Origin of the sequence: Gottfriedia acidiceleris (genome assembly GCF_004138285.1) — a bacterium.
Classification (GTDB): Bacteria; Bacillota; Bacilli; order Bacillales; family Bacillaceae_G; genus Gottfriedia; species Gottfriedia acidiceleris_A.
This window is the reverse complement of the sequence record NZ_SCFN01000005.1, coordinates 609,310-635,544: the sequence shown is the minus strand read 5'-3', so window position 1 is coordinate 635,544 and position 26,235 is coordinate 609,310. Positions and strand designations below refer to the sequence as shown.

At 34.2% G+C, this 26,235-nt stretch carries 29 protein-coding genes; 6 read left to right on the top strand and 23 right to left on the bottom strand.

The genetic code is table 11. The annotated features are described in order from the left end of the window. Window positions 1-21 precede the first annotated feature (21 nt). Window positions 22-819: an ABC transporter permease subunit gene (locus tag EP747_RS11475; protein WP_129690035.1), complete on the bottom strand. Its 798-nt coding sequence runs from the start codon at window positions 817-819 to the stop codon at window positions 22-24. Between the two features lie 6 nt (window positions 820-825). Next, window positions 826-1,710: an ABC transporter ATP-binding protein gene (locus EP747_RS11470; RefSeq protein ID WP_129690033.1), complete on the bottom strand. Its 885-nt coding sequence runs from the start codon at window positions 1,708-1,710 to the stop codon at window positions 826-828. A 159-nt stretch (window positions 1,711-1,869) separates the two neighbouring features. Here EP747_RS11470 and EP747_RS11465 point away from each other — a divergent pair, with 159 nt between their 5' ends. Both EP747_RS11465 and EP747_RS11460 read left to right on the top strand, forming a co-directional pair. Next, window positions 1,870-2,463, top strand: a complete 594-nt coding sequence (locus EP747_RS11465) for a TetR/AcrR family transcriptional regulator (protein WP_165347001.1) — start codon at window positions 1,870-1,872, stop codon at window positions 2,461-2,463. 145 nt (window positions 2,464-2,608) lie between these two features. Beyond that, complete coding sequence (locus tag EP747_RS11460; RefSeq protein WP_129690029.1) at window positions 2,609-2,851, top strand: hypothetical protein; 243 nt, start codon at window positions 2,609-2,611, stop codon at window positions 2,849-2,851. A gap of 42 nt (window positions 2,852-2,893) precedes the next feature. Here the strand turns inward: EP747_RS11460 and EP747_RS11455 are convergent, their stop codons facing one another. Continuing rightward, the gene (locus EP747_RS11455) at window positions 2,894-3,859 is read right to left on the bottom strand and encodes an ABC transporter permease (protein ID WP_165346999.1); all 966 of its coding nucleotides are present in this window, start codon (window positions 3,857-3,859) and stop codon (window positions 2,894-2,896) included. After that, window positions 3,852-4,775: an ABC transporter ATP-binding protein gene (locus EP747_RS11450; RefSeq protein ID WP_129690025.1), complete on the bottom strand. Its 924-nt coding sequence runs from the start codon at window positions 4,773-4,775 to the stop codon at window positions 3,852-3,854. Before EP747_RS11450 ends, EP747_RS11455 begins: the two co-directional genes overlap by 8 nt. Window positions 4,776-4,884: 109 nt before the next feature. On the opposite strand from EP747_RS11450, the gene EP747_RS11445 reads away from it, so the two are divergent. Next, a complete protein-coding gene (locus tag EP747_RS11445; RefSeq protein ID WP_056468839.1) occupies window positions 4,885-5,127 on the top strand; it encodes a transporter suffix domain-containing protein in 243 nt (80 codons plus the stop codon). A gap of 379 nt (window positions 5,128-5,506) precedes the next feature. Here EP747_RS11445 and EP747_RS11440 read toward each other — a convergent pair whose 3' ends face one another. Then, the gene (locus tag EP747_RS11440; RefSeq protein ID WP_129690023.1) at window positions 5,507-6,091 is read right to left on the bottom strand and encodes a TIGR00730 family Rossman fold protein; all 585 of its coding nucleotides are present in this window, start codon (window positions 6,089-6,091) and stop codon (window positions 5,507-5,509) included. Window positions 6,092-6,192: 101 nt separating this feature from the next. Between EP747_RS11440 and EP747_RS11435 the strand changes: the two genes are divergently transcribed. Further along, the gene (locus EP747_RS11435; RefSeq protein WP_129690021.1) at window positions 6,193-7,185 is read left to right on the top strand and encodes a Gfo/Idh/MocA family protein; all 993 of its coding nucleotides are present in this window, start codon (window positions 6,193-6,195) and stop codon (window positions 7,183-7,185) included. Between the two features lie 178 nt (window positions 7,186-7,363). Here the strand turns inward: EP747_RS11435 and EP747_RS11430 are convergent, their stop codons facing one another. The 4 genes from EP747_RS11430 to EP747_RS25220 form a co-directional block, all read right to left on the bottom strand. Continuing rightward, complete coding sequence (locus tag EP747_RS11430; RefSeq protein ID WP_129690019.1) at window positions 7,364-7,729, bottom strand: VOC family protein; 366 nt, start codon at window positions 7,727-7,729, stop codon at window positions 7,364-7,366. A gap of 78 nt (window positions 7,730-7,807) precedes the next feature. After that, complete coding sequence (locus EP747_RS11425) at window positions 7,808-8,725, bottom strand: hypothetical protein (RefSeq protein WP_129690017.1); 918 nt, start codon at window positions 8,723-8,725, stop codon at window positions 7,808-7,810. A gap of 144 nt (window positions 8,726-8,869) precedes the next feature. Further along, entirely contained in the window at window positions 8,870-10,750 is a 1,881-nt protein-coding gene (gene abc-f, locus EP747_RS11420) for a ribosomal protection-like ABC-F family protein (RefSeq protein WP_129690015.1), read from the bottom strand. 117 nt (window positions 10,751-10,867) lie between these two features. Beyond that, complete coding sequence (locus EP747_RS25220; RefSeq protein WP_328590726.1) at window positions 10,868-10,999, bottom strand: RAxF-45 family protein; 132 nt, start codon at window positions 10,997-10,999, stop codon at window positions 10,868-10,870. 182 nt (window positions 11,000-11,181) lie between these two features. On the opposite strand from EP747_RS25220, the gene EP747_RS11415 reads away from it, so the two are divergent. Then, window positions 11,182-11,580, top strand: a complete 399-nt coding sequence (locus EP747_RS11415) for a VOC family protein (protein ID WP_129690013.1) — start codon at window positions 11,182-11,184, stop codon at window positions 11,578-11,580. Window positions 11,581-11,628: 48 nt separating this feature from the next. On the opposite strand, the gene map is transcribed toward EP747_RS11415, so the two are convergent. The 3 genes from map to EP747_RS11400 form a co-directional block, all read right to left on the bottom strand. Beyond that, window positions 11,629-12,375, bottom strand: coding sequence for a type I methionyl aminopeptidase (gene map, locus EP747_RS11410; protein WP_129690011.1), 747 nt, complete (start codon window positions 12,373-12,375; stop codon window positions 11,629-11,631). Window positions 12,376-12,572: 197 nt separating this feature from the next. Next, window positions 12,573-12,983, bottom strand: a complete 411-nt coding sequence (locus tag EP747_RS11405; RefSeq protein ID WP_129690009.1) for an NUDIX hydrolase — start codon at window positions 12,981-12,983, stop codon at window positions 12,573-12,575. Between the two features lie 181 nt (window positions 12,984-13,164). Beyond that, complete coding sequence (locus EP747_RS11400) at window positions 13,165-14,178, bottom strand: S66 family peptidase (RefSeq protein ID WP_129690007.1); 1,014 nt, start codon at window positions 14,176-14,178, stop codon at window positions 13,165-13,167. A 159-nt stretch (window positions 14,179-14,337) separates the two neighbouring features. Between EP747_RS11400 and EP747_RS11395 the strand changes: the two genes are divergently transcribed. After that, window positions 14,338-15,159, top strand: coding sequence for a hypothetical protein (locus EP747_RS11395; RefSeq protein ID WP_235832822.1), 822 nt, complete (start codon window positions 14,338-14,340; stop codon window positions 15,157-15,159). A gap of 64 nt (window positions 15,160-15,223) precedes the next feature. On the opposite strand, the gene ytaF is transcribed toward EP747_RS11395, so the two are convergent. The 11 genes from ytaF to EP747_RS11340 all read right to left on the bottom strand — a co-directional run bounded on the left by ytaF (window position 15,224) and on the right by EP747_RS11340 (window position 25,916). Further along, the gene (gene ytaF / locus EP747_RS11390; protein WP_129690005.1) at window positions 15,224-15,868 is read right to left on the bottom strand and encodes a sporulation membrane protein YtaF; all 645 of its coding nucleotides are present in this window, start codon (window positions 15,866-15,868) and stop codon (window positions 15,224-15,226) included. Window positions 15,869-16,058: 190 nt separating this feature from the next. Next, a complete protein-coding gene (tatC, locus tag EP747_RS11385; protein WP_235832821.1) occupies window positions 16,059-16,769 on the bottom strand; it encodes a twin-arginine translocase subunit TatC in 711 nt (236 codons plus the stop codon). 277 nt (window positions 16,770-17,046) lie between these two features. Continuing rightward, the gene (locus EP747_RS11380) at window positions 17,047-17,877 is read right to left on the bottom strand and encodes an ABC transporter ATP-binding protein (RefSeq protein ID WP_129690003.1); all 831 of its coding nucleotides are present in this window, start codon (window positions 17,875-17,877) and stop codon (window positions 17,047-17,049) included. A gap of 94 nt (window positions 17,878-17,971) precedes the next feature. Beyond that, window positions 17,972-19,018: a FecCD family ABC transporter permease gene (locus tag EP747_RS11375; RefSeq protein WP_129690001.1), complete on the bottom strand. Its 1,047-nt coding sequence runs from the start codon at window positions 19,016-19,018 to the stop codon at window positions 17,972-17,974. A gap of 50 nt (window positions 19,019-19,068) precedes the next feature. Next, window positions 19,069-20,130, bottom strand: a complete 1,062-nt coding sequence (locus EP747_RS11370; RefSeq protein ID WP_235832856.1) for a FecCD family ABC transporter permease — start codon at window positions 20,128-20,130, stop codon at window positions 19,069-19,071. Between the two features lie 13 nt (window positions 20,131-20,143). Further along, the gene (locus tag EP747_RS11365) at window positions 20,144-21,139 is read right to left on the bottom strand and encodes an iron-siderophore ABC transporter substrate-binding protein (RefSeq protein WP_129689997.1); all 996 of its coding nucleotides are present in this window, start codon (window positions 21,137-21,139) and stop codon (window positions 20,144-20,146) included. 416 nt (window positions 21,140-21,555) lie between these two features. Continuing rightward, window positions 21,556-22,575 carry a toxic anion resistance protein gene (locus tag EP747_RS11360; RefSeq protein ID WP_419179308.1) on the bottom strand — a complete coding sequence of 340 codons (1,020 nt, stop codon included), beginning with the start codon at window positions 22,573-22,575 and terminating at the stop codon, window positions 21,556-21,558. A gap of 80 nt (window positions 22,576-22,655) precedes the next feature. After that, window positions 22,656-24,275, bottom strand: coding sequence for a YceG family protein (locus tag EP747_RS11355; protein ID WP_129689993.1), 1,620 nt, complete (start codon window positions 24,273-24,275; stop codon window positions 22,656-22,658). A gap of 23 nt (window positions 24,276-24,298) precedes the next feature. Beyond that, window positions 24,299-24,505, bottom strand: a complete 207-nt coding sequence (locus EP747_RS11350; protein WP_025671239.1) for a helix-turn-helix domain-containing protein — start codon at window positions 24,503-24,505, stop codon at window positions 24,299-24,301. A 204-nt stretch (window positions 24,506-24,709) separates the two neighbouring features. Further along, complete coding sequence (locus EP747_RS11345) at window positions 24,710-25,288, bottom strand: TerD family protein (RefSeq protein ID WP_129689991.1); 579 nt, start codon at window positions 25,286-25,288, stop codon at window positions 24,710-24,712. A 34-nt stretch (window positions 25,289-25,322) separates the two neighbouring features. Continuing rightward, window positions 25,323-25,916 (bottom strand): TerD family protein, encoded by a 594-nt coding sequence (locus EP747_RS11340; protein WP_129689989.1) that lies wholly within the window; start codon window positions 25,914-25,916, stop codon window positions 25,323-25,325. Window positions 25,917-26,235 lie beyond the last annotated feature (319 nt).

Here is a 26,235-nt window from a genome sequence, read left to right as displayed (position 1 = left end):
CCAACCTACCTTTCCTATAAGTTATACCGCGTGAACATCCCTTTTCTTATAAATCACGTAGCTCGCAATGATTGAAGCGAAGATAATTCCAACCGACACAATCAAAAATTGAGCTTCAAATTTTGAATGAGCAATTATATATTTCGGTTCAAAATATTTAAAAGGTGAAAGAAAACGTTTTGCATTGCTTTCATCTGTAGCCACTACCATTCCAATTACAAAAAATCCAAATACAATAGCAAGTGAAATTGATAGTACTGCTTTGATCTTTGGAAATACAACTGATAATAAAATGCCTATTCCAAAAAATAGTAGCTGTGTAATAAACAACGAAATAGAGAGTAATATAATTGTCTTACTACTATAATCCCCCGTTCTTACATGCTGAGCCATTATAATAGTTGCTACAAAATAAAATACATTTGTAATCGCTAAAGAAACAACACCTGCAAAAATCTTTGAAGTCATAACTTTTGTTCTAGTTACTGGTTTTGTTAAAAGAAAATCCGCTGTTTTCTCACGTACTTCTTTTGAAATAATTGAAGTACCTAAAATCATGGCTTGAATCGCTCCACAAAGAGAAATATAAATAAATACATAGGAATAAAATCCTAAAACATTCCCAAAGCTCTCAATTTCAAGTCCAAGTGCTTTTCTTACTCCTTCAGGATAACCTTCCAACACTTTTGAGAATTCTACATAGTCCTTTGCAATAGCCGGGAATAAAGATAAGAAAAAAACGACGATTGCCATTAAAGAAGCCGTCCAAATAAAGGTGGATTTCCGATAAGCCTTTAATTCGTGTAAAAAAATATTCATTGCTTATTAGGCCTCCTTTTCATAATAATGTAAGAAAATTTCCTCCAGGTCAGGCTCTTCAATCCATAAATTTTCAATTTCTATTTCCGCTATTTTCTTTAAAACTATATTTATATTGCCTTTAAAAATAAAGCTAATCGTTTTACCTTTGATTTCAATATTATTTACACCTGGCATATTGAAGAAATTTGGATCTACTCCGTTTTGAATATCAATTTTAAATCGTTTGTAATTGTTTTCTTGTAATGTGCTTATTTTTTCTACTGTAACAATCTTACCTTCTTTAATTATTGCAACTCGATCACATAAACGCTGAACTTCACTTAAAATGTGAGATGAAAATAAAATCGTTGCTCCTTTTTTATTTTCCTCCTCTAATAAATCAAAAAATCTTTGTTGCATTAAAGGATCAAGACCACTTGTCGGTTCATCCAATATGATTAACTTCGGTTCATGAAGTAATCCCTGGACAATCCCTACCTTCTTTTTATTACCTAAAGATAAATCATCAATTTTCTTCGTTAAATCAAGGTCCATTACTTCAGCTAATTCTTTTATTCTTTTCGTGCAATCTTTTTTATAAAAACTAGCTGAGTATTTTAACAAATCCATCACTTTCATATTGTCATAGTAAAAAACTTCAGATGGCAAATAACCGATTTCTTTTTTTATTTCTGGAGCAAACTGTACACAGTCCTTTCCAAATATTTTAGCACTACCACTCGTAGGATAAATTAACGAAAGTAAAGTACGAATTGTAGTTGATTTACCTGCACCATTTGGACCAATGAATCCGAATATTTCTCCCTCTTCTATATTGAAACTTATATCCGTGATTCCCCTTGAATTACCATAGGTCTTCGTTAAATTATTAATTTCAATCGCGTACATAAATGAACCTCCCGCTTTGTTTTGAAATATTTCGTTGTGATTATTACAAAACTAGTATATACCTCAATTCTAAAAAAGAGAATATGTTTTGAAATAATTTTAATAAAATATTTCAAAACATGATATACTATTGTATAGATAATGACGGAGGTATCTATTTTGGACGGATATAAAAAACGAACTCTGCAGAAGATGGAGAGCATTGAAAAAAGTACAACTAAATTATTGTCATTACCATTAAATGATATAAAAATAGCAGATATTGCAAAATTAGCGAATGTATCACAAGTATCAATTTACAATTATTACGGTAGTAAAGAAGCCCTACTAAAAGCTACAATTATTCGATTAATGGATCATCAATACGAAGAAACAAAACAAATGCTTTCAAGTGATATTCCTTTTAATGAAAAAATCAAGGAATTATTTATTCGTAAGAAAAACGGTCTTGATATAATTAATCTTGAAATGTTTACAGCATTAATGAAAAAAGACCCTGAACTTCAAGAATTAGTTTTAGAATTTACAATGAACAAATCATTCAAATTGCTAATTTCACTAATCGATGAAGGACGTTCACTAGGTTTAGTTCGAAATGAGGTTCAAAACCAAACATTATTAATCTATATCCAAGTCTTGAGCCAAGCTTTTTTAAATATGGACCAAACAACCTCACAATATATCCAACAAAAAGAAGTAGTAGATGAAATTATGAATTTATTCTTATATGGATTACTGAAACAAGAGGACTAAAAAAGAGGCATCTTTGCTTGAGCAAAGATGTCTTTTTTTTTTGGAATATTCTTCTAAGTAAACTTATCCATAGATTTGTATTATCTTACACTTTTTGTTCATACAATGAATTACTTATCTATATTTTAAACTCTTGGAGGAGTATATGCGCAAAACTATTCTATGGTTTAAAGAAAATTGCGACGAAATTAAGCGAGGCCTAATAGGTGGATTTACCATTTTCAGTCTAGCAACTATTTTTTTCACAACTGATTCATCTGTAGAATACAACCAAAAAGCATGTCTAAAATGGGAATATAACAAATCTGCACAAGTCAATGTCTGCTCGATTTATAAAACATCTACTACTAACACTATTCCATACGGATCATTGCTGAAGGAGAGATAAGAATAGAAAAAAAGGATAAGGCATGTACCTTATCCTTTTTTTCTATTGCCCAGCAACGTCTCTCTTCTTAAAGAGCTCACCAGCAGTAACAAGAAATATCAAAATATAAATTACCAATACTGCTATAGAAAATTCAATTCTCATGCCGTTTTCTATATTGATCCCCTTTGTGTAAACCGTTAAATCAGTGTGCATAAATGGTAAAAACTTAGACCAGCTTTTTGTTCTTAATAATGTTGCTATCACATCTGAAGTTGCTAGTAGGATTATGCTTATTAGCAAAGAAATACTGCTTGTCCTTAAAACTGTTGATAAGAAGTAAGCAACGGCAACAAAGAACAAGTATGGTAGTAGATTAATTAAATAATCGTTTAGTAAACTTGGTAAAATACCTTGCTCTACTACATGGTTATTTACATATTGTAATACCGGTTGTGTACTAAAATTTAAACCGTTTAATGCACTACCTATAATAAATGAGTAGATAATGATTGCAAAAGAAAAGATGAAATATAATATTACCAAACTTAAAAATTTTGCATAATAGATCATTCGTCTTGTTGATGGTTTAACGAGCAAGAAATTAATCGTTTTCCATTGATGCTCTTTTGACATCATATTACTTGCAAAATAAATAAGAAGGATTCCAATAAAGTTCGTTACGACCGCACCTTTTTTCATAAAGTCCAACACAGTGTGTTGTTGAATTGGTGAAATATTATGTGCAAGACGATACTTATTGATCTCATATGTCTCTTTTTGTTCTTTTGCAAATGCTGGTAAGTCGGAAGAGTTTTGCTCTGCTAATACTTCTTCTATCTTTTTATTTTCTATCTTTAATTCTGTTCTCCAGTTTTCAGCTTTAGCTGCTCCGCTTTCCTTTTCCACATAATCCCATCTTCCTAGAACAATAATTGGGATAAATAGTAAAATTAACGTTATGATAAATGATTTTTGAACGAATATTTTACGTAATTCGTTCTCAATTAATCGAAAAAAATTACTCAATGACATTTCCTCCTGTCAATTGAATGAACAAATCTTCTAACCTTTCTTTTTTACGAGTTACATAATAAATCTCAATTCCTGCCAGTACCAACTCTTTCATTAATGAAGGAATCTCTTCCTCATCAATTTCAAAAATAATTGATTGATCATTAATAATGTCAAATTTGTACTTGTTATCTCTATTTGTAAAACTACTTTCAAAAGCTTTCGTGCTTTTTACAACTATTTCTATAAATAAGCTCTCTCCACTTTTATCATTCAGCTCAATTGATTCAACAAATTGACCATTTTGAATAATGATTGAGCGATCACAAATCAATTCTATTTCAGATAATAGATGACTAGATAGTAGGATTGCTGTTTGTTCGACCTCAGCAATACGTTTTAAATAATCACGGATTTCTCTCACTCCAGCCGGGTCCAATCCATTAGTTGGCTCATCTAAAATTAAAATTGAGGGATTATGTAATAACGCTTGAGCAATTCCTAATCTTTGCTTCATCCCTAAGGAATAGGTTGAAAACTTTTTATGTATAGCACTCGAAAGTCCAAGTAAATCAATAACCTCAAGAACTCTCTCCTTTGAAACACCTTCTAACATTCGAGCAAAATACATTAGATTTTTATACCCACTATAAAAAGGATAAAATGCAGGAGTTTCAATCATTGCTCCGATATGTTTAATCGATTCTTTAAAGTTTTCCTTAATCGAATTACCTTGGATATAAATCTCACCACTCGTGATACTCATAAGTCCAACAATCATTCGCATAGTCGTAGTTTTCCCTGAACCATTTGGCCCAAGTAAACCTAAAACTTCACCTTTATATAACTCAAAACTAATATCTTTAATAATCTTTTGATTGCTAATCGTCTTATTTACACTTTTTAGCTCAAGAACAATATCTCGATTCATCTTGAGGCCTCCTATTTCTGCAATTATCTCTTATTAACTATTAAGTTTTCCCCTTCCTTTTCTCAATAATTAATGCTATTCTCATGGAAGGAATTGAAAGGAGAACTTTATGAAAAGAATACCATATTACTTAGTATTTGGCTCATTTATCCCATATTTATTAATCTTTGCCTTACCTTTTTTACCTGTTTCTGGGAGCTTAAAAGCTGGTCTGATCGCTCTATTAGTTATTCTTGGAGAAGGAATGTTTTGGATTGGTGGAGTATTTGTAGGTAAAGATGTTATGACGAACTATCGTAAAAAATTGAGCCCAGCAAAATGGTTTAAAAATAGAAGAAAGCAAGAAAATTGATGATAAAAGGGATGCTCTCATAAAGAGCCCTTTTTTTTATGCAAAATGTTAGTTGTGGATAGAATGCGGACATAACGTGAGCTTTGTTGATAAAGTTGTGAACAATGTTTATAAAGTAGTGATTTTTACTCATAAAGTCATTAGAGTAAAATTCAGATGGATTTTGGTGTGTTGATAACTAGTGAAATCAGACTGAAAAGTTTGAACATATATAGAACACTGTTGATAAAGTTGTGAACTTCGTTAATAGATAGTGTGGAGCAATTGATCTAGTTATGACCTCTAATATGAATCTCTCTAAATCGGTAAGAATTTGATTAAAACTCATAATAAAACGCAAAAAACCCACAAAAATGTGGGTAGACAAATTGCAAAAAACTTATTTGCCTTCTAATTGCTTCCATTTATTTTGCATAACAGGTGGCTCATAGTTTTGCATTAGTTTTAGTAGGTCGTCTGCATTTTCTGCAACAACAAATAATGAAAGTGTATTTTCGTTCATAAATCCTTCTTTTACAGCATGTTTAAGCAAATCTAACACAGGGCTAAAGAAGTTATCAACATTCAATAAACCGATTGGCTTATTGTGGATTCCAATTTGTGCCCAACAAATAATTTCAAATAATTCATCGAAAGTACCAATTCCACCCGGCAGTGCAATAAACCCATCGGACATCTCGTTCATTAAAGCTTTACGCTCATGCATTGATTCTGTCTCAATGAATTGCGTTAGCCCTTTATGGGCAACCTCTCCACGAAATAATCCACCAGGCATAATGCCAATGACATTTCCACCTTGTTTTAATACTTCATTTGCGATTTCTGCCATAATCCCTAGTCTTGATCCACCGTATATTAAATCTATATTATTACTAGCAAATAAGGCACCTAGTTTTTTTGCTTGAAGACTAAATGACTCTCTATTCCCAAGATTTGAACCAGCATAAACACAAATTTTCTTCATAAAATGTCACTTCCTTCGATGTATTTTACTTTATTTTAACATATCTTTCGATTAGGATTGTAAAGATAAAGTTAACCAATTATTTTTTAGGAGTTGAAAAAATGAATTTAGGTACCATTGGAACAAGCTGGATTACAGAAAGTTTTATCGAAGCTTCAAAGGATAGTAAATTGCTTAATTTAACTGCGATCTATTCTAGAAATGAAGAAACCGCAAGAGCATTTGCTACAAAGCACAACGCTCCTAAGTTTTTTACGAATATTGATGAGTTAGCAACAAGCCCTGATATCGACGTAGTATACATAGCATCACCGAACTCATTGCACTATGAACAAACCATTTTATTATTAAAAAATAAAAAACATGTCATTTGTGAAAAACCAATTTTCTCAACCATTAATGAATTAGATCATGCCTTTAAAGTTGCAGAAGAAAATGGAGTTTATTTATTTGAAGCAATTCGTAACTTCCATTCACCAAACTTTACAGCTTTAAAAGCAGGTCTAGAAAAAATCGGCCAAATTAGAAGTGCCAATCTGCATTATTTACAATATTCTTCTAAATATGATGCCTTCCTTAGAGGTGAGAATCCAAATGTATTCTCTCCAGAATTTTCTGGTGGAGCATTAGTTGATTTAGGTGTTTATCCAATTTATGTAGCGATTGGTTTATTTGGAAAACCAGCCTCAGTAAATTATACACCTGTTAAATTGCGTACTGGAATTGATGGTAGTGGAACATTAGTTTTAAATTATGAAAATTTTACTTGCAGTATCCAATGCTCTAAAGTCTCTCAATCATATATTGAAAGTGAAATTTCAGGTGAAATTGGATCTTTAGTTCTTGATAAACCATCTCCAATTTCAAAAATTACTTTGATTAACCATAAATCAAAGCAACGTGAGTCATTGGAAGTTAGCCAAGTACCAAATGATATGCTATATGAAATCCAAAATATTACTAGAATTATAAAAGAATCAAATCAAACAGAATATGAAAACTTAAAAGAACTTAGCAAGCTAGTTTTAACAGTAACTGAATCTGCGAGAAAGCAAGGCGGAATTGTTTTTGAAGTTGAAAATAAAGAAAACTAGCCGATTGGCGAGCCTTTAGGTGAAGACAGGTGCGTAGTTGCACTTATACTTAATTCCTAAAATTGGCAACTAACGTCGAGTTTTCTTCTGCGCTGTCAATTTATACTTTCTAGTGAAATTAATAAAAATACCAGTTATCCAATCGGATGGATACTGGTATTTTTTCTTTATTGCTTACTTAAGCGTTAGTGTTCTCTTCTGAAAGTCCAAAAAGTAAACCTTGGTTATCAATAAAATAGGCGAAATAACCCATTTGAGGTATAGCTGTTTTAGGAACTACTATTTGTCCACCATTATTTATAACTTGTTCCATCGCTTTATCGATTGAAGCAACATCGATTGAATTCGTTGTACAGGTTTGACCATCAGGTGAGAGCATTAATCCACCATCAATCCCTTTGTCAGTTGATTCTCTAGTTTGAATAAAATAATAATTATGTTGACCAGGCATTTTTGTAAATTTCCACTCAAAACTCTTAGAATAAAAATCGATTGCTTGTTCAATATTTGGCACTTGAACCTCAAATTTAATAACTTTTCCCATTTTGATCTTCTAATTAAGTAATTTTTTTCGATTAATTATGTAAGAGCTGATTAAAAAGATAATCAGCTAAATTATTTTTTATAATACAACAACCCATCCGACTCCAGGAATAAAATACCATCTTCTACCATGTAGGATATAATATCCGCCTGACCAAAAACCTCCTGGTCCTGGAAACCCATGTCCCGGTCCGTGCCATGGTCCATGTCCTGGTCCGTGTCCTGGTCCATGTCCTGGTCCATGTCCTGGTCCGTGTCCTGGTCCATGTCCTGGTCCGTGTCCTGGTCCATGTCCTGGTCCATGTCCTGGTCCGTGTCCTGGTCCATGTCCTGGTCCGTGTCCTGGTCCATGTCCTGGTCCATGTCCTGGTCCGTGTCCTGGTCCATGTCCTGGTCCGTGTCCTGGTCCATGTCCTGGTCCATGTCCTGGTCCGTGTCCTGGTCCATGTCCTGGTCCGTGTCCTGGTCCATGTCCTGGTCCATGTCCTGGTCCGTGTCCTGGTCCATGTCCTGGTCCGTGTCCTGGTCCATGTCCTGGTCCATGTCCTGGTCCGTGTCCTGGTCCATGTCCTGGTCCGTGTCCTGGTCCATGTCCTGGTCCATGTCCTGGTCCGTGTCCTGGTCCATGTCCTGGTCCGTGTCCTGGTCCATGTCCTGGTCCATGTCCTGGTCCGTGTCCTGGTCCATGTCCTGGTCCGTGTCCTGGTCCATGTCCTGGTCCATGTCCTGGTCCGTGTCCTGGTCCATGTCCTGGTCCGTGTCCTGGTCCATGTCCTGGTCCATGTCCTGGTCCGTGTCCTGGTCCATGTCCTGGTCCGTGTCCTGGCCCATGTCCTGGTCCATGTCCTGGTCCGTGTCCTGGTCCATGTCCTTGACCTGGTCCATATCCTGGACCGTGTCCCTGTCCTTGACCCGGTCCATGTCCTTGACCTGGTCCATGTCCTGGTTGTGCATATCCCGGTCCAGGATATCTGCTATATAGTTCATCATAAATCATATACTCACCACCTCAATAGAATCATATCCCTATAACTTATTAATTCTATTCAAGGCACGAGCAAGTACTTTGCCTCATTTATTTAATTGATGTTTTTGCCTATAAGTTTAGATGAATCCTATATTAAACACTTACCATAATTTCTTATTCAATCCATTCTTCAAGTTCTTTATATAAAGCAATACTTTTTAAGTCTAATTCTTCAAGTTCTCGCTGATAATTCTGTAAAATGTTTAGATCAATTTCAAGCAACATTTGTTTATTGATTTCACTGATTGTTTCTTCTAAAGAATAGATTTCATTTTCAATGTCTTCTATCCTTCGCATTTTTGTTTTCGATTTTATCGGTTTAGAATACGAATTTGTTTTGATTACTTTTTCTTTTTCTCGATTATTTCGATAAATAGTCATTTTTTCTTTAGCAATATGGTATTCATCAATAAATTCGAAAAGACCACCATTGTCTAGCCAATAAATTTTTGAAAATAGCTTGTTAATGAAATAACGGTCATGCGAGACAGAAAGAATCGTTCCTTTGAATTTTTCAAGTGCGTCTTCTAATACTTCTCGAGATTCAATATCTAAATGGTTAGTAGGCTCATCTACGATTAATAAATTAATATCTTGATACATAAGTTGAGCCAATCTTAATCTCATTCTCTCTCCACCACTAAGTTGACTTACTTTACGATAGACCATATAGCCATAAAATAAAAAGCCAGCTAATATATTACGTGCTTCACCTTCTGTAACATGTACTTCTTCTTTGAATTCCTGAAGTACTGTGTGATCCAAATGAACTGGTTCGTAATGTTGTGATAAATAACCGATTTTTACGTTACTACCCAGTTTTATTTTTCCTTCGTCGATTGATGACTGACCTAAAATCATCTTCAACAAAGTTGATTTACCCGTCCCATTATCTCCTACAATAACTGCTCTTTCGCCATAGTATAATGAGAAGTTAAGCTGATTAAATAAAACTTTGTCCGCAAATGATTTCGAAAGATTTTCTGCAACAATTACATCTTTTCCACTACGACCAGATTCCTCTAACTGAAATGCCATTTTCTTTTTTTGTAATATCGGGCGTTTTAATCTCTCAATTCGTTCAAGCGCTTTTTCCATACTTCTAGCTCTTCTATGCAAACCGGCATTCGGTGGATTTGCTTGATTAGCCCATTCTCTTAAGCGTTTGATTGTTTCTTTCATTTTTTGTATCTTCTTTTGCTGCTCTTCATAGGCCTGGAACTCTTTGAGTAATCTTTCTTCTTTTTGAATAACATATTGTGAATAATTCGTATGGTAGACGTTAATTTCACCATCTTCTAATTCTAAAATATGATTGACTACTTCATCTAAAAAATAGCGATCATGCGAAATGACAATAATCGTTCCTTCATACTCCTTTAAGTATGAACCTAACCACTCAATAGCGGATAAATCCAGGTGATTCGTTGGTTCATCGAGTAATAGTAAATCAGGTTGTTGTAAAAGGACGATCCCTAATCCAATTTTTGTTTTTTCTCCACCACTTAAAGAAGTAAATTGTTTTGTAAGTAAGTCGGTGATACCTAATCCATTTGTAATTTTTGCAAGTGAAGCTTCCATTTCGTAACCACCGTTGTTACTAAATTTCTCTTGTAATGATCCATAACTTACTAGCAATTGTTCTAAGGTACGTTCATCTACCGTATTAGACATCTTTATTTCTAATTGCTTCATTTCATTTTCTATTTTTCGTAATTCTTCAAAAACCGTTAATAATACATCCCTACTAGTCATCTCATCTGGAAACACAGGAATTTGAGCTAAGTACCCCGTTTTTAATCCTTTTTTAAAATGAATTGAACCAGTGTCAGGTGCTTCTATACCAGTTAAAAGTTTAAAAATACTAGTTTTACCGCTTCCATTTGCTCCCACTAAACCTACACGGCTACCTTGATGTATTTGAAATGATAATTCCGTAAAAAGTGAATTTCCACCAAACATTTTTGAAATTTTTTCTATACTACATGCAATCATGATTAAATCTCCTTCTATCTTCCGTACCAATCCATAGAAAAAAGCCATAGACTAATGAACCCATCCATGGCTTAAAAAATGATTTAAATAGAAGTGTGTAATCACACGATTATTTTATCAATTGAAGTCGTAGGAAAGAGTACGTTTTCGTTTTATTTGAGTTGTTAATTTGTTAAAAATGGACAGACGTATCCTGTTAACAGCTAAAAACGCAAATTTTGCACGACAATAATATAAAAATTCTATCATTTGTGCGCAAACCATTTGAAAACGTAACATCTTTTCTACACCTCCCTTTCGAACTTAAATTTATTTAAATTATAAAATATTTTAACTTTTAGCACAATACCTATTCTATTTGGCTATACTTAAAACTGTGAGTTATTGTTCGCAATTCATACATAAATATTCAAATGAAAGAGGAGAAAAAAATGAAAAAGATTTTACCTCATATTTACGTTGAAAACTGTAAAGAAGAACTGGAGTACTACAAACAAATCTTTGGTGGAGAAATTAAAAACACACAAACCGGCGATGGTATGGAAATGTTTAAAGGGCACGAAGGAAAATACATACACGCAGAATTACATATCAATGAAAACTGTGTAATTTATTTTGCAGATGCTTTTAGACCATTAATTAAAGGTGATAATGTTTGGACAACGCTTGACATGAGCTCTGAAGATGAAATTAATTCAATTTATGAAAAGTTATCAAAAGACGGAGAAATACATATGGAGCTTCAAGACACATTTTGGAATTCTAGATTTGCTGTAGTAAAGGATAAAAATGGATTTACTTGGGAGTTAAATTATTCTAAGCAAGTGTAACCAGAAAAAGAAAAGCGAAGAACTTAAATTCTTCGCTTTTCCTATTTCTTAAATCTGAGTTAAGATTATTGGCTCACCTTTTGTTACAACAATTGTATGTTCGCATTGGGCAACTAAACTCTTATCTGGCGTCACAAATGTCCAGCCATCTCCTGACTCGATAATGTGGTCTGCATTTGCAGAGATAAATGGCTCTACTGCTAATACAAGACCGTCCTTTAATAAGGCTTTATCCATTGGATCGAAATAACTTAATATATGTTGTGGGCTTTCGTGAAGGCTTTTTCCAATTCCGTGGCCTGTTAGATTTTCAATTACATTTAAACCATTTTTACTTGCTTCATTATATACTGCTCTTCCAATTTGGTTTTGCTTTGAACCTGCTTTTGTTTTTTTCATTGCAGCCCAAAATGCATCTTCTGCAACTTTACAAAGCTTCTCTTTTAGTAAATCACCTTTCCCAACTACGAAAGAGATTCCAGTGTCTGCATAGTATCCATCTAATGCTGCTGACACATCGACATTAACTAAATCACCATCTTGAAGTACTCTGTCTCCTGGAATGCCATGAGCTACTTCTTCATTAACACTAATACATGTTGTGCCAGGAAAATCATACTCTTTTTGTGGCGCTGAAGTTGCACCATGCTCTTCTAAAACTTTTCTACCGATTTCATCTAATTCTTTTGTTGTCATTCCAACGACAGCTCTTGCCTTCATTTCTTCTCTCGCTAACGCTACGATACGGCCTATCTTTTTTAAAGCTTCTAATTCTTGTTCATTATTGATAATCATTTTACTGCTCCTGATTCTATTTATTAATTTGACTTTCTTTTATTATGCCATAATATTACTATGTTATAGTCTTTTAAGCACTTATACAAGACAAAAAAGGCAGGATTAAAGGCAGGGGGTTAGGAGACAAGAACGATTTTAAGAGACTAAGTCACTTAGTAGTCCCACCTAGTCTCTAATAAAATTATCTAATTTATTTACCCTTGAAATATATAAGGAACAGATGACTCTAATAATTTTTCGATTCCTGACTTATGATAGGGCATTAATTGATTTGCAGTTTGAAGATCAATCCACTTAATTTGTAGGATTTCCTCTTCATGTGAAATTACTAAATCACCACCGATTATTCTCGCGCTAAATGTAATCAAAATCGCATGATGTCCTCTTTCAGGAAAAAAAGCTTCATTAATCGCGACAATATTACCTACTTCCACTTCTAAACCTGTTTCCTCAAACGCCTCTCGTACTACTGCTTGTTTTAACGTTTCATTTTCTTCTACTGCACCACCAGGTAAGGTCCAAACACCATTTTCATTTTGTACCATTAAGACACTATTATTTACTTCATCAAATATAAGCGCATAAACAACATTGACCTTTTTCATTTTGCCACCTCTACTAGATCATTAATATGATTCGTATCATTTAGAAAACGGATAAATCTACCTCTATCATTAATTTCTAATAAATGAGTGCCTGTATCACCAGTAAAAAATCCAAAGTTTTCTTTTTTAAATTTTAATATAAAATAAGCGTTCATCTATAAAAAAACGCTTTTTTGTATTTTTAAATAAAAGACTGAACAATTACACCTTTTCCACCATTTACGTCTACTTCTGCAAATGCACCATTAATTAATGTAATTTGAGGCGGCACATGCCCGCAATCGATATCGTAAATTATTGGGATTGCTAATTCTTCATTTAACTCATTATATACATCTTCAATTGAATAGTTATCTACTGTTTGATTTGCCGCACTACGTCCAAATAATATCCCAGAGCAATTTTCAAACCATCCTGCAAGTTTCATTTGTACTAAGGATCTTCTTAAATCTGTTGTATTTAATTCGCAATTCTCGAAATACCAAATGATTGGATCCTCTTCAATGTATTTACTTCTAAATGAACGTACATCTCCATAAGGAGTTCCGACAAGATGTCTAATCACATCAATACATCCACCTAGCAATCTTCCTTTGATTTTCTCATCTTTATTCGATGTAGTTTTCCACTTTGTTTTTTTGGACAAATGAAATACATATGGTGTTGGATTTTCATGCTGCCATTTTACTTGGAACAATTCGGATGAAGTTTGAGTGATGGAGCCACCGGATTTAGTTGATAACACCTTCTGCCACATAGCAGTTGTTTTATCAGAATATTCTCCTCTTAAATCGATTAAATTCGTTCCGTGAGCAGTAGCAACCCCTGTTATTAAAGTAAATGCTAATAAAATAATACTCGTATCAGAATATCCTAAAATCCATTTTTCTTTATAGCTTTCGAATGCCAATTTATCAAGAATTTCGATTGCAAGCTCGCCACCCCACGGCGGAAAAATTAAATCTATTTTCTCATTATTCATCATTAAATTTAATTCATTTGCACGTTTGTTAGCATTAGCTGATTTTGCTTTGTCCTGCGTCCAAACAACATCTCCACATTCCACTTTATATCCGTCTCTTTCCATGCGTTTAATGGACTGCTTCATCAATTCGTGGAACTGCTCTTTTAAGCCTGATGATGGTGCGGTCACCCCTATCGTTGCACCACTTTTTAACACTGGATACTTAATCATTTTATCACCCATTTTCTTTTAGTTGATTCTAATAGAATACGATTGGATAAACAACTATAATTTCTAAATTATGGATTTTACTAAATTACATACCATTTTCATTTTACTTTCATAAAACTTGTTTACATTATATTTAAATCCAGTAAGGAGGATTATGAAATGGAAATGATGAAACAAAAGCATATAAATAATACAATAAATCCACCAATAGAAAATATGTTAAAAAAAGTTCCAGAGGTAACAATATTTTTTTGGATAACTAAATTATTAACGACTGGTATGGGTGAAGTGTTTTCCGATTATATCGTAAAAACGTTAACGCCAGTGATAGGAGTGGCAGTAGCAGGAATCGTCCTAATTCTGTCCTTAATTCTACAATTTAAAGTACGTAAATATGTACCTAGTATTTATTGGTTAGCTGTTGTAATGATTAGTGTTTTTGGTACAGTTGCCGCGGACGTTGTACACGTTGGTCTCGGGGTTCCTTACGTGTCATCAACGGTGTTTTTTGCAGTCTTGTTAGCAATTATTTTTATGATTTGGTATAAGATGGAAAAGACTCTTTCCATACACAGTATATATACACGACGACGCGAGATTTTATATTGGTCGGTTGTTATGGGGACTTTCGCTTTAGGAACTGCTGCTGGTGACATGACTGCATCAACAATGCATTTAGGTTATTTTTCATCAGGTCTACTGTTCGCAGCTTTATTAGCAATACCCGTTATTGGAAGAAAATTCTTCAAGCTAAATGAAATTTTCTCATTTTGGTTTGCTTACATTATGACTAGACCGGTTGGAGCATCATTTTCTGATTGGAGCTCTGTATCTCAAAAGCACGGTGGTCTTGGATTCGGCGGTGGGCCGGTCACTCTAGTATTGTCGATTATCATCATTATTCTAGTTGGATATCTTTCTTTTTCAAAGAAGGATGTAAAAAATGAACAAGAAGATGTCTCCCAATCTACAATCGCATAGTATCTAAAAAAGAAAAGAGCTGATGTCGAAGTTATTGTCATCAGCTCTTTTCTTTTATCTATTATTAAACGAGATTGTGTATCGCAATCAGCACCAATATAATTCCACTAATAATGGAACTAAATTGTCCAAGTGACCAACCACCAATTTTCACATTGGCGACTTTTTTTCCTAAAAGGACTCCTAACCAAATAGCCAAAAAACTAAAAATACTGGCAGCTATAGATATCGCAAATGGTGAAAGTCCAATTAATCCAACACCTAAGCCATTCGTAAGTGCATTCATTGAAACAGCTGTTCCAAGTATTACTGCTTCAAAACTACTTATATCTCCTGACCTATCGACATCGGCTTTTTCTGGCGAACTTAAATAATTTGTAACGATATTAGAAACTGATTTTTCATCATGATTATTTATTAAAGTAACTTTCTCTTTTTTAGGAATCGTAAGTAGTACAATTCTAAGTCCAATTACTAATAAAAAAAATGCACCGATTACATTGGACAGTGTTCCTGGGAATACTTTTGAAATGTATTGCCCTGAAACAATGCCTATTTCACTGAAAACAAAGGCGATGATTGAAATAATCAAATTTGCTAATATACCAACCTTTATACCTCGAATTCCATACGTTATTCCTACTCCAAAATTATCTATACTAGATGAAAAGGCAAGAAATAAAACAGTGATCCAAATTGAATAATGCATAGTTTATGCTCCTTACTGCAACATTTTCCATCAAAAGGTGTGTTTGCCTAGTTTTTTATAACCTATGAAGAATTTATGATTATTCAACTTGTTCAAAGTTTAAATTTTTATTAATAAAAAGATTATGAGAGTATAGACTTTTTAATAAACCTTATACAAATGCTTTAAAACAAAAAAGGTAAATGAGCTTTTACTCATTTACCTCTTTTTTTCTATATACCGATTTAGATGTTAATATACTTAGCTCATATAATAAAATTAATGGAATCGAGACTGAAATGTGTGAAATAAAGTCTGGTGGTGAAATACAACACGCTATGATTACTAAGATAAAATATGCATATTTTCTCACTTTCTGTAAGTAACTAGGCTTCACAATGCCGATCTTTGTTAAGAACATAATTACGACTGGCATATCAAAAAAAGCAGCAAACGGAACGACTAGATTAAAAAGAAAAGAGAAATACTTTTCAACTGTGTAGTTTTGTTCAAGCATACCTTGTCCCATTATAGTTAGGAATCTAAGGATATTAGGAAAAACAAAATAATAACCAATAACTAATCCAAAAACAAACAGAAAAAATAATGCTGGTATATAAAATCCTATCCCTTTTTGTTCAGAAGGATGTAAACCCGGTTTAACAAATAACCAAGTTTGCCAAGTTGCAACTGGGATCGTAAAAACGGCCGCAAAAACTGCAGATATCGAAAAATATACCCATAATATATCCCCAGGACTAAGAACGACTAGTTTATATGTTAAATCCCTTGTTAAGAATTTATAAATTGGTTCTACATAAACGAGCCCAATTATAAATAGAACAATAAAAGTAACTGCTGTAATGATAATTCTTTTACGCAGTTCCTCAAGATGATCGACTACTTCCATTTCTTTATTCATATGAATTCTCCGCTTTGTCATTTACTAGAATAATTGTATTAAATACTTTTTGATCCCACTATGATTATTTCAAACAAATACAATTTGTTCAAATTAAAATTTCTTAATAAAAAACATGATGTAAAAATAGATGAGCTAATGACTGTAAATTGATTTTTAAGTATGAGTAAGCTAGTTAGAAAAATTAACTAAACAAAAAATCACTAACAAAAAAATAAGTGTAAAGTTTTTATTTTCACTTATTTTTTTATTAGTGATATTAAACTAAAATCACAAGTTAACTATCCTTACCTAATGGAATGACTAGTGGTGTATTGGCAATTGGATCATCTATTATTATGCACTTTAAACCGAAGACTTCTTCGACTAGTTTTGCAGTGATAATCTCCCGAGGATCTCCTTGTGCAATAACTTGGCCATCCTTCATAGCGATAATATTATCTGCGTATCTCGCAGCATGATTCAAATCATGTAAAACAGCAACTAATGTATTCCCTTGTTGATTAAGATCTTTAAATAACTCTAACAACTCAATTTGATGAGCAATATCAAGGTAAGTCGTTGGTTCATCAAGAAGGAGCATTGGTGTTTGTTGGGCAAGTACCATCGCGACCCAAACTCTTTGTCTTTGTCCGCCGGATAACTCGTCTACGTATCGATGTGACAAATCACTCGTATTTGTAAGCTCCATCGCAGACATTACTGCTGCTTCGTCTTCATCAGTCCATTGTCTTATAAGACTCTGATAAGGATATCGACCATGTGCGATCAAATTCGCAACCGTAATACCGTCTGGAGCAGTTGAAGATTGTGGTAACAGACCTAGTTTACGAGCTACTTCCTTTGACTTATAAGATGTAATAGCTTCTCCATCTAGTAAAATTTGACCTTCCGATGGCTTTAACAAATTTGAAAGTGTACGGAGTAAGGTTGATTTCCCACATCCATTAGGACCAACAATTACTGTAAATGATCCGTCTGGAATCTGTACTGAAAGGTTTCTGGATATTACCCGATTATCGTATTTGATTGTAATGTTTTCTGTCCAAAGCCTAGACTCTGTTTGTATATTCTTTTGGCTTTGAATTTCTGCCGCTGTTAACTTCATAATTCATTTTCAACTTCTTTCAATCAGAATATCGTAATACATGAAACCCCCTCGCGAGAAAGGTCCTACTAAACCTTGTACATTATTATTTCGTTTAAACTGCTGATCGTGCTTGACGAAATAATAGCCAAACTAAGTATATTCCACCTAATGATAAAGTTACCACACCTACTGGGAAAATTGTTCCTGGAATTACTCTTTGCGCGAGAACATCCGCCCCTAGTAAAAGAAACGCTCCCATCATCGCTGCTGGTAAAATACTCTCCTCTGATTTGGTGATACGTTTAGCAATTTGCGGTGCAACAAGCGCTACAAAACTAACTGGCCCCATTACCGCTGTTGGAGCAGCTGTCAATGCAACTGCAATAAGAATCAGTAATAGCTGGGATTGTTCGATTCGAACACCATGGGATTTTGCAGCATCCATGCCAAACTCCATTTCACGCAATGGTCTGTTCATGATTCCAGCACAAATAATTAAAAGAAGAACAGCAATTGCTGGAGGGACTACTTGTTTCCAATCAATCCCATTTAATGATCCAACTCCCCAAGCCGCTGCAGTTAACGCTACCTCTGCATCACTTTTAATCAGGAGCATCGAATTGATACTTCCTAAGATCGCCGAAACTGCTATTCCGACGATAATTAGGCGAAAGTTTTGCGTTCCTTTTCGAAAAGCAAGCAAATAAATAAGGAGAGCCGTTGTGAATCCGCCAATTAAAGCCCCACCAGCTACACTAATGTAGGAAGTCGACTTAGAGACAAGAAGTACAATAAGCGCTCCAGTATAAGAGCCTGAGGTAAAACCAATGATATCAGGAGACCCTAATGGATTCCGAGTTATTGATTGAAAAATCATGCCACTTATTGCTAAACCTGCTCCAAAAACAATCGCAGCCAACACACGAGGTAAACGCCATTCGACTACAACAGTTCTCGTCATCCCTGTCGCTTGGCCAATTAAAGCAGAAAAAACTTCGTGAACACTCAATTTCAGTGTGCCTACCATTAATGCAAACATTGCAATTGCAATCGTGGCTATAAGAAGGATTGCCGTAACAATCATGCTCCTCACATCAATTCGTGCCTTTACAGGCCATTTCAGTTGTAGATAGTGCCTGCCATAATTAATGGGGCGCATAATATTCACTCCTTCTTACATTTAAACCTATGCCACAAATCATTTTCTTTTTATAATCCACTCGCTTTACGTCTACGAACAAGAATCAGTAGAATCGGTGCACCAACTAATCCGGTGATGATTCCGACTGGAACTTCTGAAGGTAACAATACAACTCTACCAATAATATCTGAAAGGATGAGTATGATAGGTGCTGCTACTATTGAATATAGAAAAATCCAGAATTGATCTGGGCCGACAAACCATCGTACACAATGTGGCACCATTAAACCTATAAAACCAATCGGTCCGGCTATCGCAGTTGCCCCGCCAGCTAATAGTGTGATAGCAATTAAACCTATTGCACGAGTCACACCAACATTTACTCCTAAAGAGGATGCGCGATCATCTCCGAAAGCAATCGCGTTTAATGCAGGAGTAATGACAAAAGCTAATAATGCACCAACGATTAAAATAGGTAGAACAAGCCAAAGGTCATCAAGACTTCTCCTAGCTAATGTCCCAACACTCCAATTCAACATTCGTGCAAATGCCTTGCTATTTATTAATGTCAATGATGTAGTAATCCCACTCAAAGTGGCACCAAGTGCTACCCCAGCAAGTGTAATTTGTACAGGTGTAGGAGCCTTTTTACCAGCTCCTCCACTTATAACATACACAGCAATTGTCGCAATTAATGCACCGACAAGTGCAAACCACATATAAGCAGACATCGATGTAACAGAAAATACACCAACCCCTATCGCAACTGCGAAAGCCGCTCCAGCATTTACTCCAAGAATACCAGGGTCCGCTAGTGGATTCCTAGTCAGTACTTGGATTAATGCTCCAGCTAGTCCAAATGCAGGACCAACGATCAGTGCAATAAGTGTTCGTGGTATCCTAGTGTTATGAATGATCGTGTGGTCATAGCTATTGTTTGGTGAAAACAACGCATCCCATACTACACCAAAAGGTATGGATTTAGCACCGATCATTAAACTCAAGAACACTACGGCTACCAAAAGTAATAGTGCTACGATGAAGCCCAAAAATCGTTGCAACCGCATTGAAGTAATTGTCTTTGTATTATTCCCAACTACTTGAGTCGTTTTGTTTTTTGGTTGCTTCATCGTTGTCACTGTTTTACTCCCCGCCTTCTAATGCTTTTTTAAACTGTTGTGGTAAATTATCAATTGCCCATAATAATGCAGGAACCGTTCCTGTTGAGAATGCGTTTGATGAATTTGTATCAAGAATAATTGATCTTCCATCAGCTACAGAAGGAATCTTCTGATAAAGTTTATTATTTGTTATCTCTTTTGGATCAACAAAAATAGGTAAAACAATCGTAAGATCAGCATTTAATAGATCTAACTTTTCGTCAGCTACTTTAATAAAGAAATTACCTTTAGCTAATTTTTCAATCTCTTCCTTGTTTTTGAATCCAAGTCGCGTTACAAAATCAACACGAGAATCGCCTTTTACGTATGCACCAAAACCTGAAGAATCGTAAGCACCAACAGCAACCGTTTTACCTGCAAATTCAGGATTTGCCTTAGCCGCTTTATCAAATGCCACATCTACATCCTTAAGTAGTTCTTCACCTTTATCAACTTTACCAAGGGCTTGTGCAATCATTCGCACTTGGTCTGTAGTAGTCGTTAAATAATTATCTCCACCCTTAGGAACTCCAACCGTTGGAGCGATCTCTGAAAGGCGTTTGTATCGTTCTTCATCTCCTGAAGATTTTACATCAAGAATTAAATCTGGTTTAAGAGAAGCAATTTTCTCATAATCAAGTTCCATTGTTCCAAGAATAGTTGGTGATTTTTTATATGCACCTTTTAACCAAGGTCCTACACCGTCACCACCAAAAGCAAGCCAGTCACTTGCACCAATTGGTTCAACTCCAAGACTTAGTGCCGTCTCTGCATCTCCCCAACCTAGCGCAACAACACGTTTCGGATGCCCTTTGATCTCCACTTTTCCGAATTTAGTATCAACTGTGACAGCGGATTCATTTGAAGACTTTTTATCAGACTTTTTACTTGAATCCGACGAACAGCCAACTAGACCAATCAATAAAAATAAAGACATGACAATCCCAAGTAATTTGGGCATTTTGATATTGCTAATCATTTCGTTCTCTCCTTAATTAACATTGAAGTTGATAATCATTTTCAATCATTAATTATACTAAAGCGACTTTTATTGTCAATAAATTTCCGTCATTGTTACAGAACTTTCAGAATTATTTACTTATCGACTTTAATCATTTAATTAAGTGCCACTATTCTAATCTTCCATTTCTTTACAACGCTATGTACTTTAGCATTAACTTTTCATTTCATCTCATTATATTATAATAACATTTTTTAAAAATAAAAGAATTAAAATTTGCTAAAAAGCCTCCCCGATTATTAATAAAAGAAACATTATTTAATTCAGTATTACGTAAATAGTTAAGAACCGTTCAGTAAAAACGCAATACAAACAAAAGTCAGTAGCTTATTGGCCACTGACTTTAATAAACTATCGAATAACTCTTTATATCATTACTTTCCTTGCTTAAGTTTAATGAAGTTTTCTTGCAACTGCTCTAAACGTAATTTACCTTGTTCACGTTGAATTTTATTTTCTTCTTCAATCGCTTTCGTTTCTTGCATACCCTTCATAATGATATTCCAAGTTTCTTCCATCGTCTCGATCTTAATGCTAGGAGATCCTGATAATCTAGCAATATCCACACTTTGCTGTGAAATTGTATTAGCATTACGTAATAATAATTCGTTTGTTCTCTTATCTAATTCATTCATTGATTGAGCTACTAAATTTTGTCTCTTAGCTGCTATTGCATTAATTAATGCAGTTTTAAAAATTGGAATTGTTGTTACAAATGCTGAGTTAATTTTACCAATCAGTTTAGTGTTACCACGTTGCAATAAACGAATTTGCGGAGCTGATTGATAAGCAACTTGTTTTGCCATTTCTAAATCGTAAGTACGTTGTTCAAGTAACTCGATCGCATTTTTTAAGGAATCTAACTCCATCATAGCAAGTTGATTACCTGATCCAGCTCTTTCAGTTAAAGCAGGAAGCTGTGTTTTTAACTCTTCTGCTTTCATTTCTGCAGCTACAATATATTTTTCTAAATCCATATAATATGCTACGTTTTGCTCGTAAAGTTGTTCTAATGTATTTGTAGATGTTTTCATTTCGTGTTCATACTTTGTAATTTCTACATAGACTTTATCAATTTCAGTACCCATTGATTGATATTTATCAAATAATTTATCAATTAACTTTTGACCACGATTAAAAATTTTTGAAAGAAACCCTTTTTCTTCAGCAAAATCTTTCGCATCAAAGCGGTCCATAATTTTCCCTAATTGTTTTAATAGAACGCTAGATTCTTCCATACTTGAAGCCTTAATTGTATTTAATATTTTACTTGAGAAGGTTGAAATTTCAGTTGCTGGTTCTTTCCCATACTCCAATAAAGCTATTTGATTTTTATGGTCTATTGAACTTGCTAAACGGTGTACTTCAGGTTCATTTCTTAATTCCAATTTCATATCATTTGCATTCGCTTGTAAAATTCCATCTTGTTTTTCTAAATTAGTAAGTGTATTTATAGACATTTTAAGTTCCCCTTTTATTTAACTATTTTTCTAAATAGATTTTTAATTAGTGACTGTCCTGATGCACGCAACACTTGAAATTCAGTATCAAAAGTAACCTCATCTAGCCAATGAGAATCGAATAATTTCTCATCTACGAATAATTCGATATCATTTTGACCCGTCGGATTAAGTAAAACTAGATCCACTCCAAACTCATTTAATAATAGAAGTAGTGCTGCGTCGTTTCTATTTAGTTCACCATCTCTTTCTGTATTATAAATAATTAATTTTGGAACTTGTTGTGTATAATCAAACTGTTGTAGTAATCTTAATATTTCATTTGGTATATTCATAGATTGGCTAAATAAAAATAGTTGTGTCTGAGCCTTTGTTTCATTTGGAAGCGACTTAATATTTGCTCGGTCAACATATCTAGATATAGCAGAAGCTAGACCAAACTGTAATCCGATTGGAAGTTCTTTATATCTCCACCAGTTACTAGCCACCATCTTATGAGGGTCAAGTAGCCCGTCACGCCCTAAAGCATTTTGATAATGATATTGTTGGTTTCCTTTAACTAATTGGGTAAATGGAAATTTATCTATTTTAAGTGCTAAATTGCTTTCAGTTAGTTGACCAATCTTTTCCCAATATTCACGGTGGTTTTTCGTCACACCTAAAATCTTCATAAAGAATACCGGTATTTCAACACTATTGTCTTTTACTTGAAAATTAGGACGTAACATTGCTCTTTCTTTATATAAAATGAATAGCTCATCTAAGGTTGTTTTTAACGTAATTGATCTTGGAGCATAATTTCTAAATTGCCATGGTTTATATAATAATGAATCATCAGTATGCAATAATTTCTCAATTTCCTTTGTTGCTCTATGGGCAACTGTACTCTTCCTTACTGGTTTTTCTAGTGGAAAAGGTACTAAAGATGTCGTTGAAGGTAGTATTTTAATTCCGTCGCTGTTTGTACCTAATAAATGAGATAATGAATCTTTTCCTTCAGGATGAAATATAGCAACATCAAAACCTAAAAGAATTAATAAGTAAAGGAAATAACATTCACTTAACGTTGTGTCGCCATACCATAAGATAAGTGGAGAACTATTAGGAAAACGCTCAATCCATTTATTTACATGGTTATGTAACCATTTCACGAGATCAACTATAATCCTTCTAAAATTACTATCGAGGAATCCATTTATATGTGAATCTTTAAAAGTAGATAATACAGATTTAATTTGCTCTCGAATATGTCTGTGGATGTTCTGATTTTCGTGCTTCGGAATTAATCGCTCACCTTCAAGGAATGCAATTAGTCTGTTCACTGACAATCCATTTTCAGTAGTGTTTATTGTTACTATTCTTTGAACTGCTTGTAACATATCATTCGAAATTGTCTTGTTTAAATCTTCGCTTAATAGAATGGCATTTAAAGACTCGTCATGTACTAGTTCATATAAGTTTTCAAAATACTCATCTTCATCAATGTTTGTTCCTAAAATCCGCCATGCAATTTGATTAAACTGTATGGTTTCACCTTCTACTTGATAAGATTGTCTTAAATTAGAAGGTTGTTTCAAGATACTCAACCACTCATGTTGATTAATATCCATGGCTTTTGGGTTGATTACAGGCATATAGATACTCCTTTCCGATGTCATTATTTCATTTTTGGTTGTCCGAAAACTGCTAACATACCTTCACGAGTTACTACCCAAGAGGAACCAAATTTACGTATCGTACCGTCTGGAAAATCATTTATTCGTTTCCGTAATGTTGAGTCATTGATCCCCCACTCTTGACACGCTTGACGCGAGCTAAGTAAACTTGGATCATTTAAATTTATCGTATTACTTTGTTTATTCAAAATCCCACCCCGAACTTCCAAATAATGCAACATTACATTAGGAAAACATTTTAAACTTAAATTACAATCTAGGACATCTTTAGAAACTTGTTCCTTCTTATCATATTGTCACGGCATTTCTAAAGATGTACTAAACGATAATAAAGGGGAAATATACACACTTTCCCCTTTTGACTATCAACATACTTTTTTTGCTAGATAAACTTAAGCGTCTAAACCGTAATCTTTAACTAATGAAATTAAACCGCCTTGGTATCCACTACCAATTGCATTGAATTTCCATTCGCCATTATGACGATATAGCTCACCAACTACTACTGAAGTTTCAATTGAGAAATCTTCACCTAGATCATAACGCACTAATTCTTCGCCATTCGTTTCATTTAAAATACGAACATAAGAGTTGCTTACTTGTCCGAAATTTTGGTTACGTGCATCAGCTTCATGAATCGTAATAGCAAATGCAATCTTTTCTACTGAAGCAGGAACGTTTGCTAGATTAACTGTAACTTGCTCATCGTCACCATCACCAGCGCCAGTTCTGTTATCGCCGTGGTGTTCAACTGATCCATTTCCACCTACTGTATTGTTATAAAATACGAAATCTTTTTCAGAAGCACATTTACTAGCCCCATTTAATAAAAATACTGATGAGTCTAAGTCAAAGTCGTTTCCGCCACTGTATTTGTTAGTGTCCCAACCTAATCCAACAACAATGTTCGTTAAACCAGGATTTGTTTTCGTTAAATCTACCTTTTGTCCTTTTAATAAGTTTACTGTCATTTTAAATACACTCCTTTTCCATTATGTTAATTATTTATTGAAAACGTTGAACAATTTTATCTAATGCTATATCTTTTGTTCCCTCTCCGACTGCAGAGAACTTCCACTCCCCATTATGGCGATAAATCTCACCAGGGTATAACGCAGTTAATCCTGAATAATTATCAGTAATATTGTAGTTTACTAACTCAGAGTTTGCTGACTTGTCTACTACACGAATAAATGCGTTTTTAATCATACCGAAATCTTGCTTACGTTGTACACAAGCATAGATATTCACAACAAATACAAGTTTATGTACATAAGATGGAACCTTATTTAAATTAACAAATACTTGCTCATCGTCACCGTTGCCATCACCAGTTAAATTATCTCCAGAATGTACTACGCTACCGCATAAGCTTTTTTTGTTTCCAAAATAGATTACATCACTTGCACTTCTTAACTTGTCATTTTCATCTAACATTAAAACAGAAGCGTCACAGTCAATGTTTTCTTGTTTACCAAATCCGAAGAAACCACCGCTTTTTTTCACTGGATCCCAACCTAAACCTACAATTAAAGAGGAAAGTCCCGCTCTTCCTTTTGTAAGGTCGACTTTTTGACCTTTTTGTAAAGAAATTGCCATATGCCATTAACACTCCTTATCATGTATTAATCACGCTTGCGTGATTTATAGTTTCATATTATCATATAAGTTTTGGAAATACTATCAACAACTTGGTGTTTTGTGGAATATGTTACAATTTCTTGTCATAACAAAATTCGGCGAGCTTGTCTTGTGTACCCTGGTAGATCATCTTCTAACTTTATATAATGCAAGTTCAATTGAGAGCGTCTTAAAAGTCTGACTTTTTAGGGAAACCGAAACCCTCGTTTTTATCATCATATCAACCACAATTGAAAATCGCAGCTGAGAAGCCTCCCACTAACCCAAGGCGATCTTA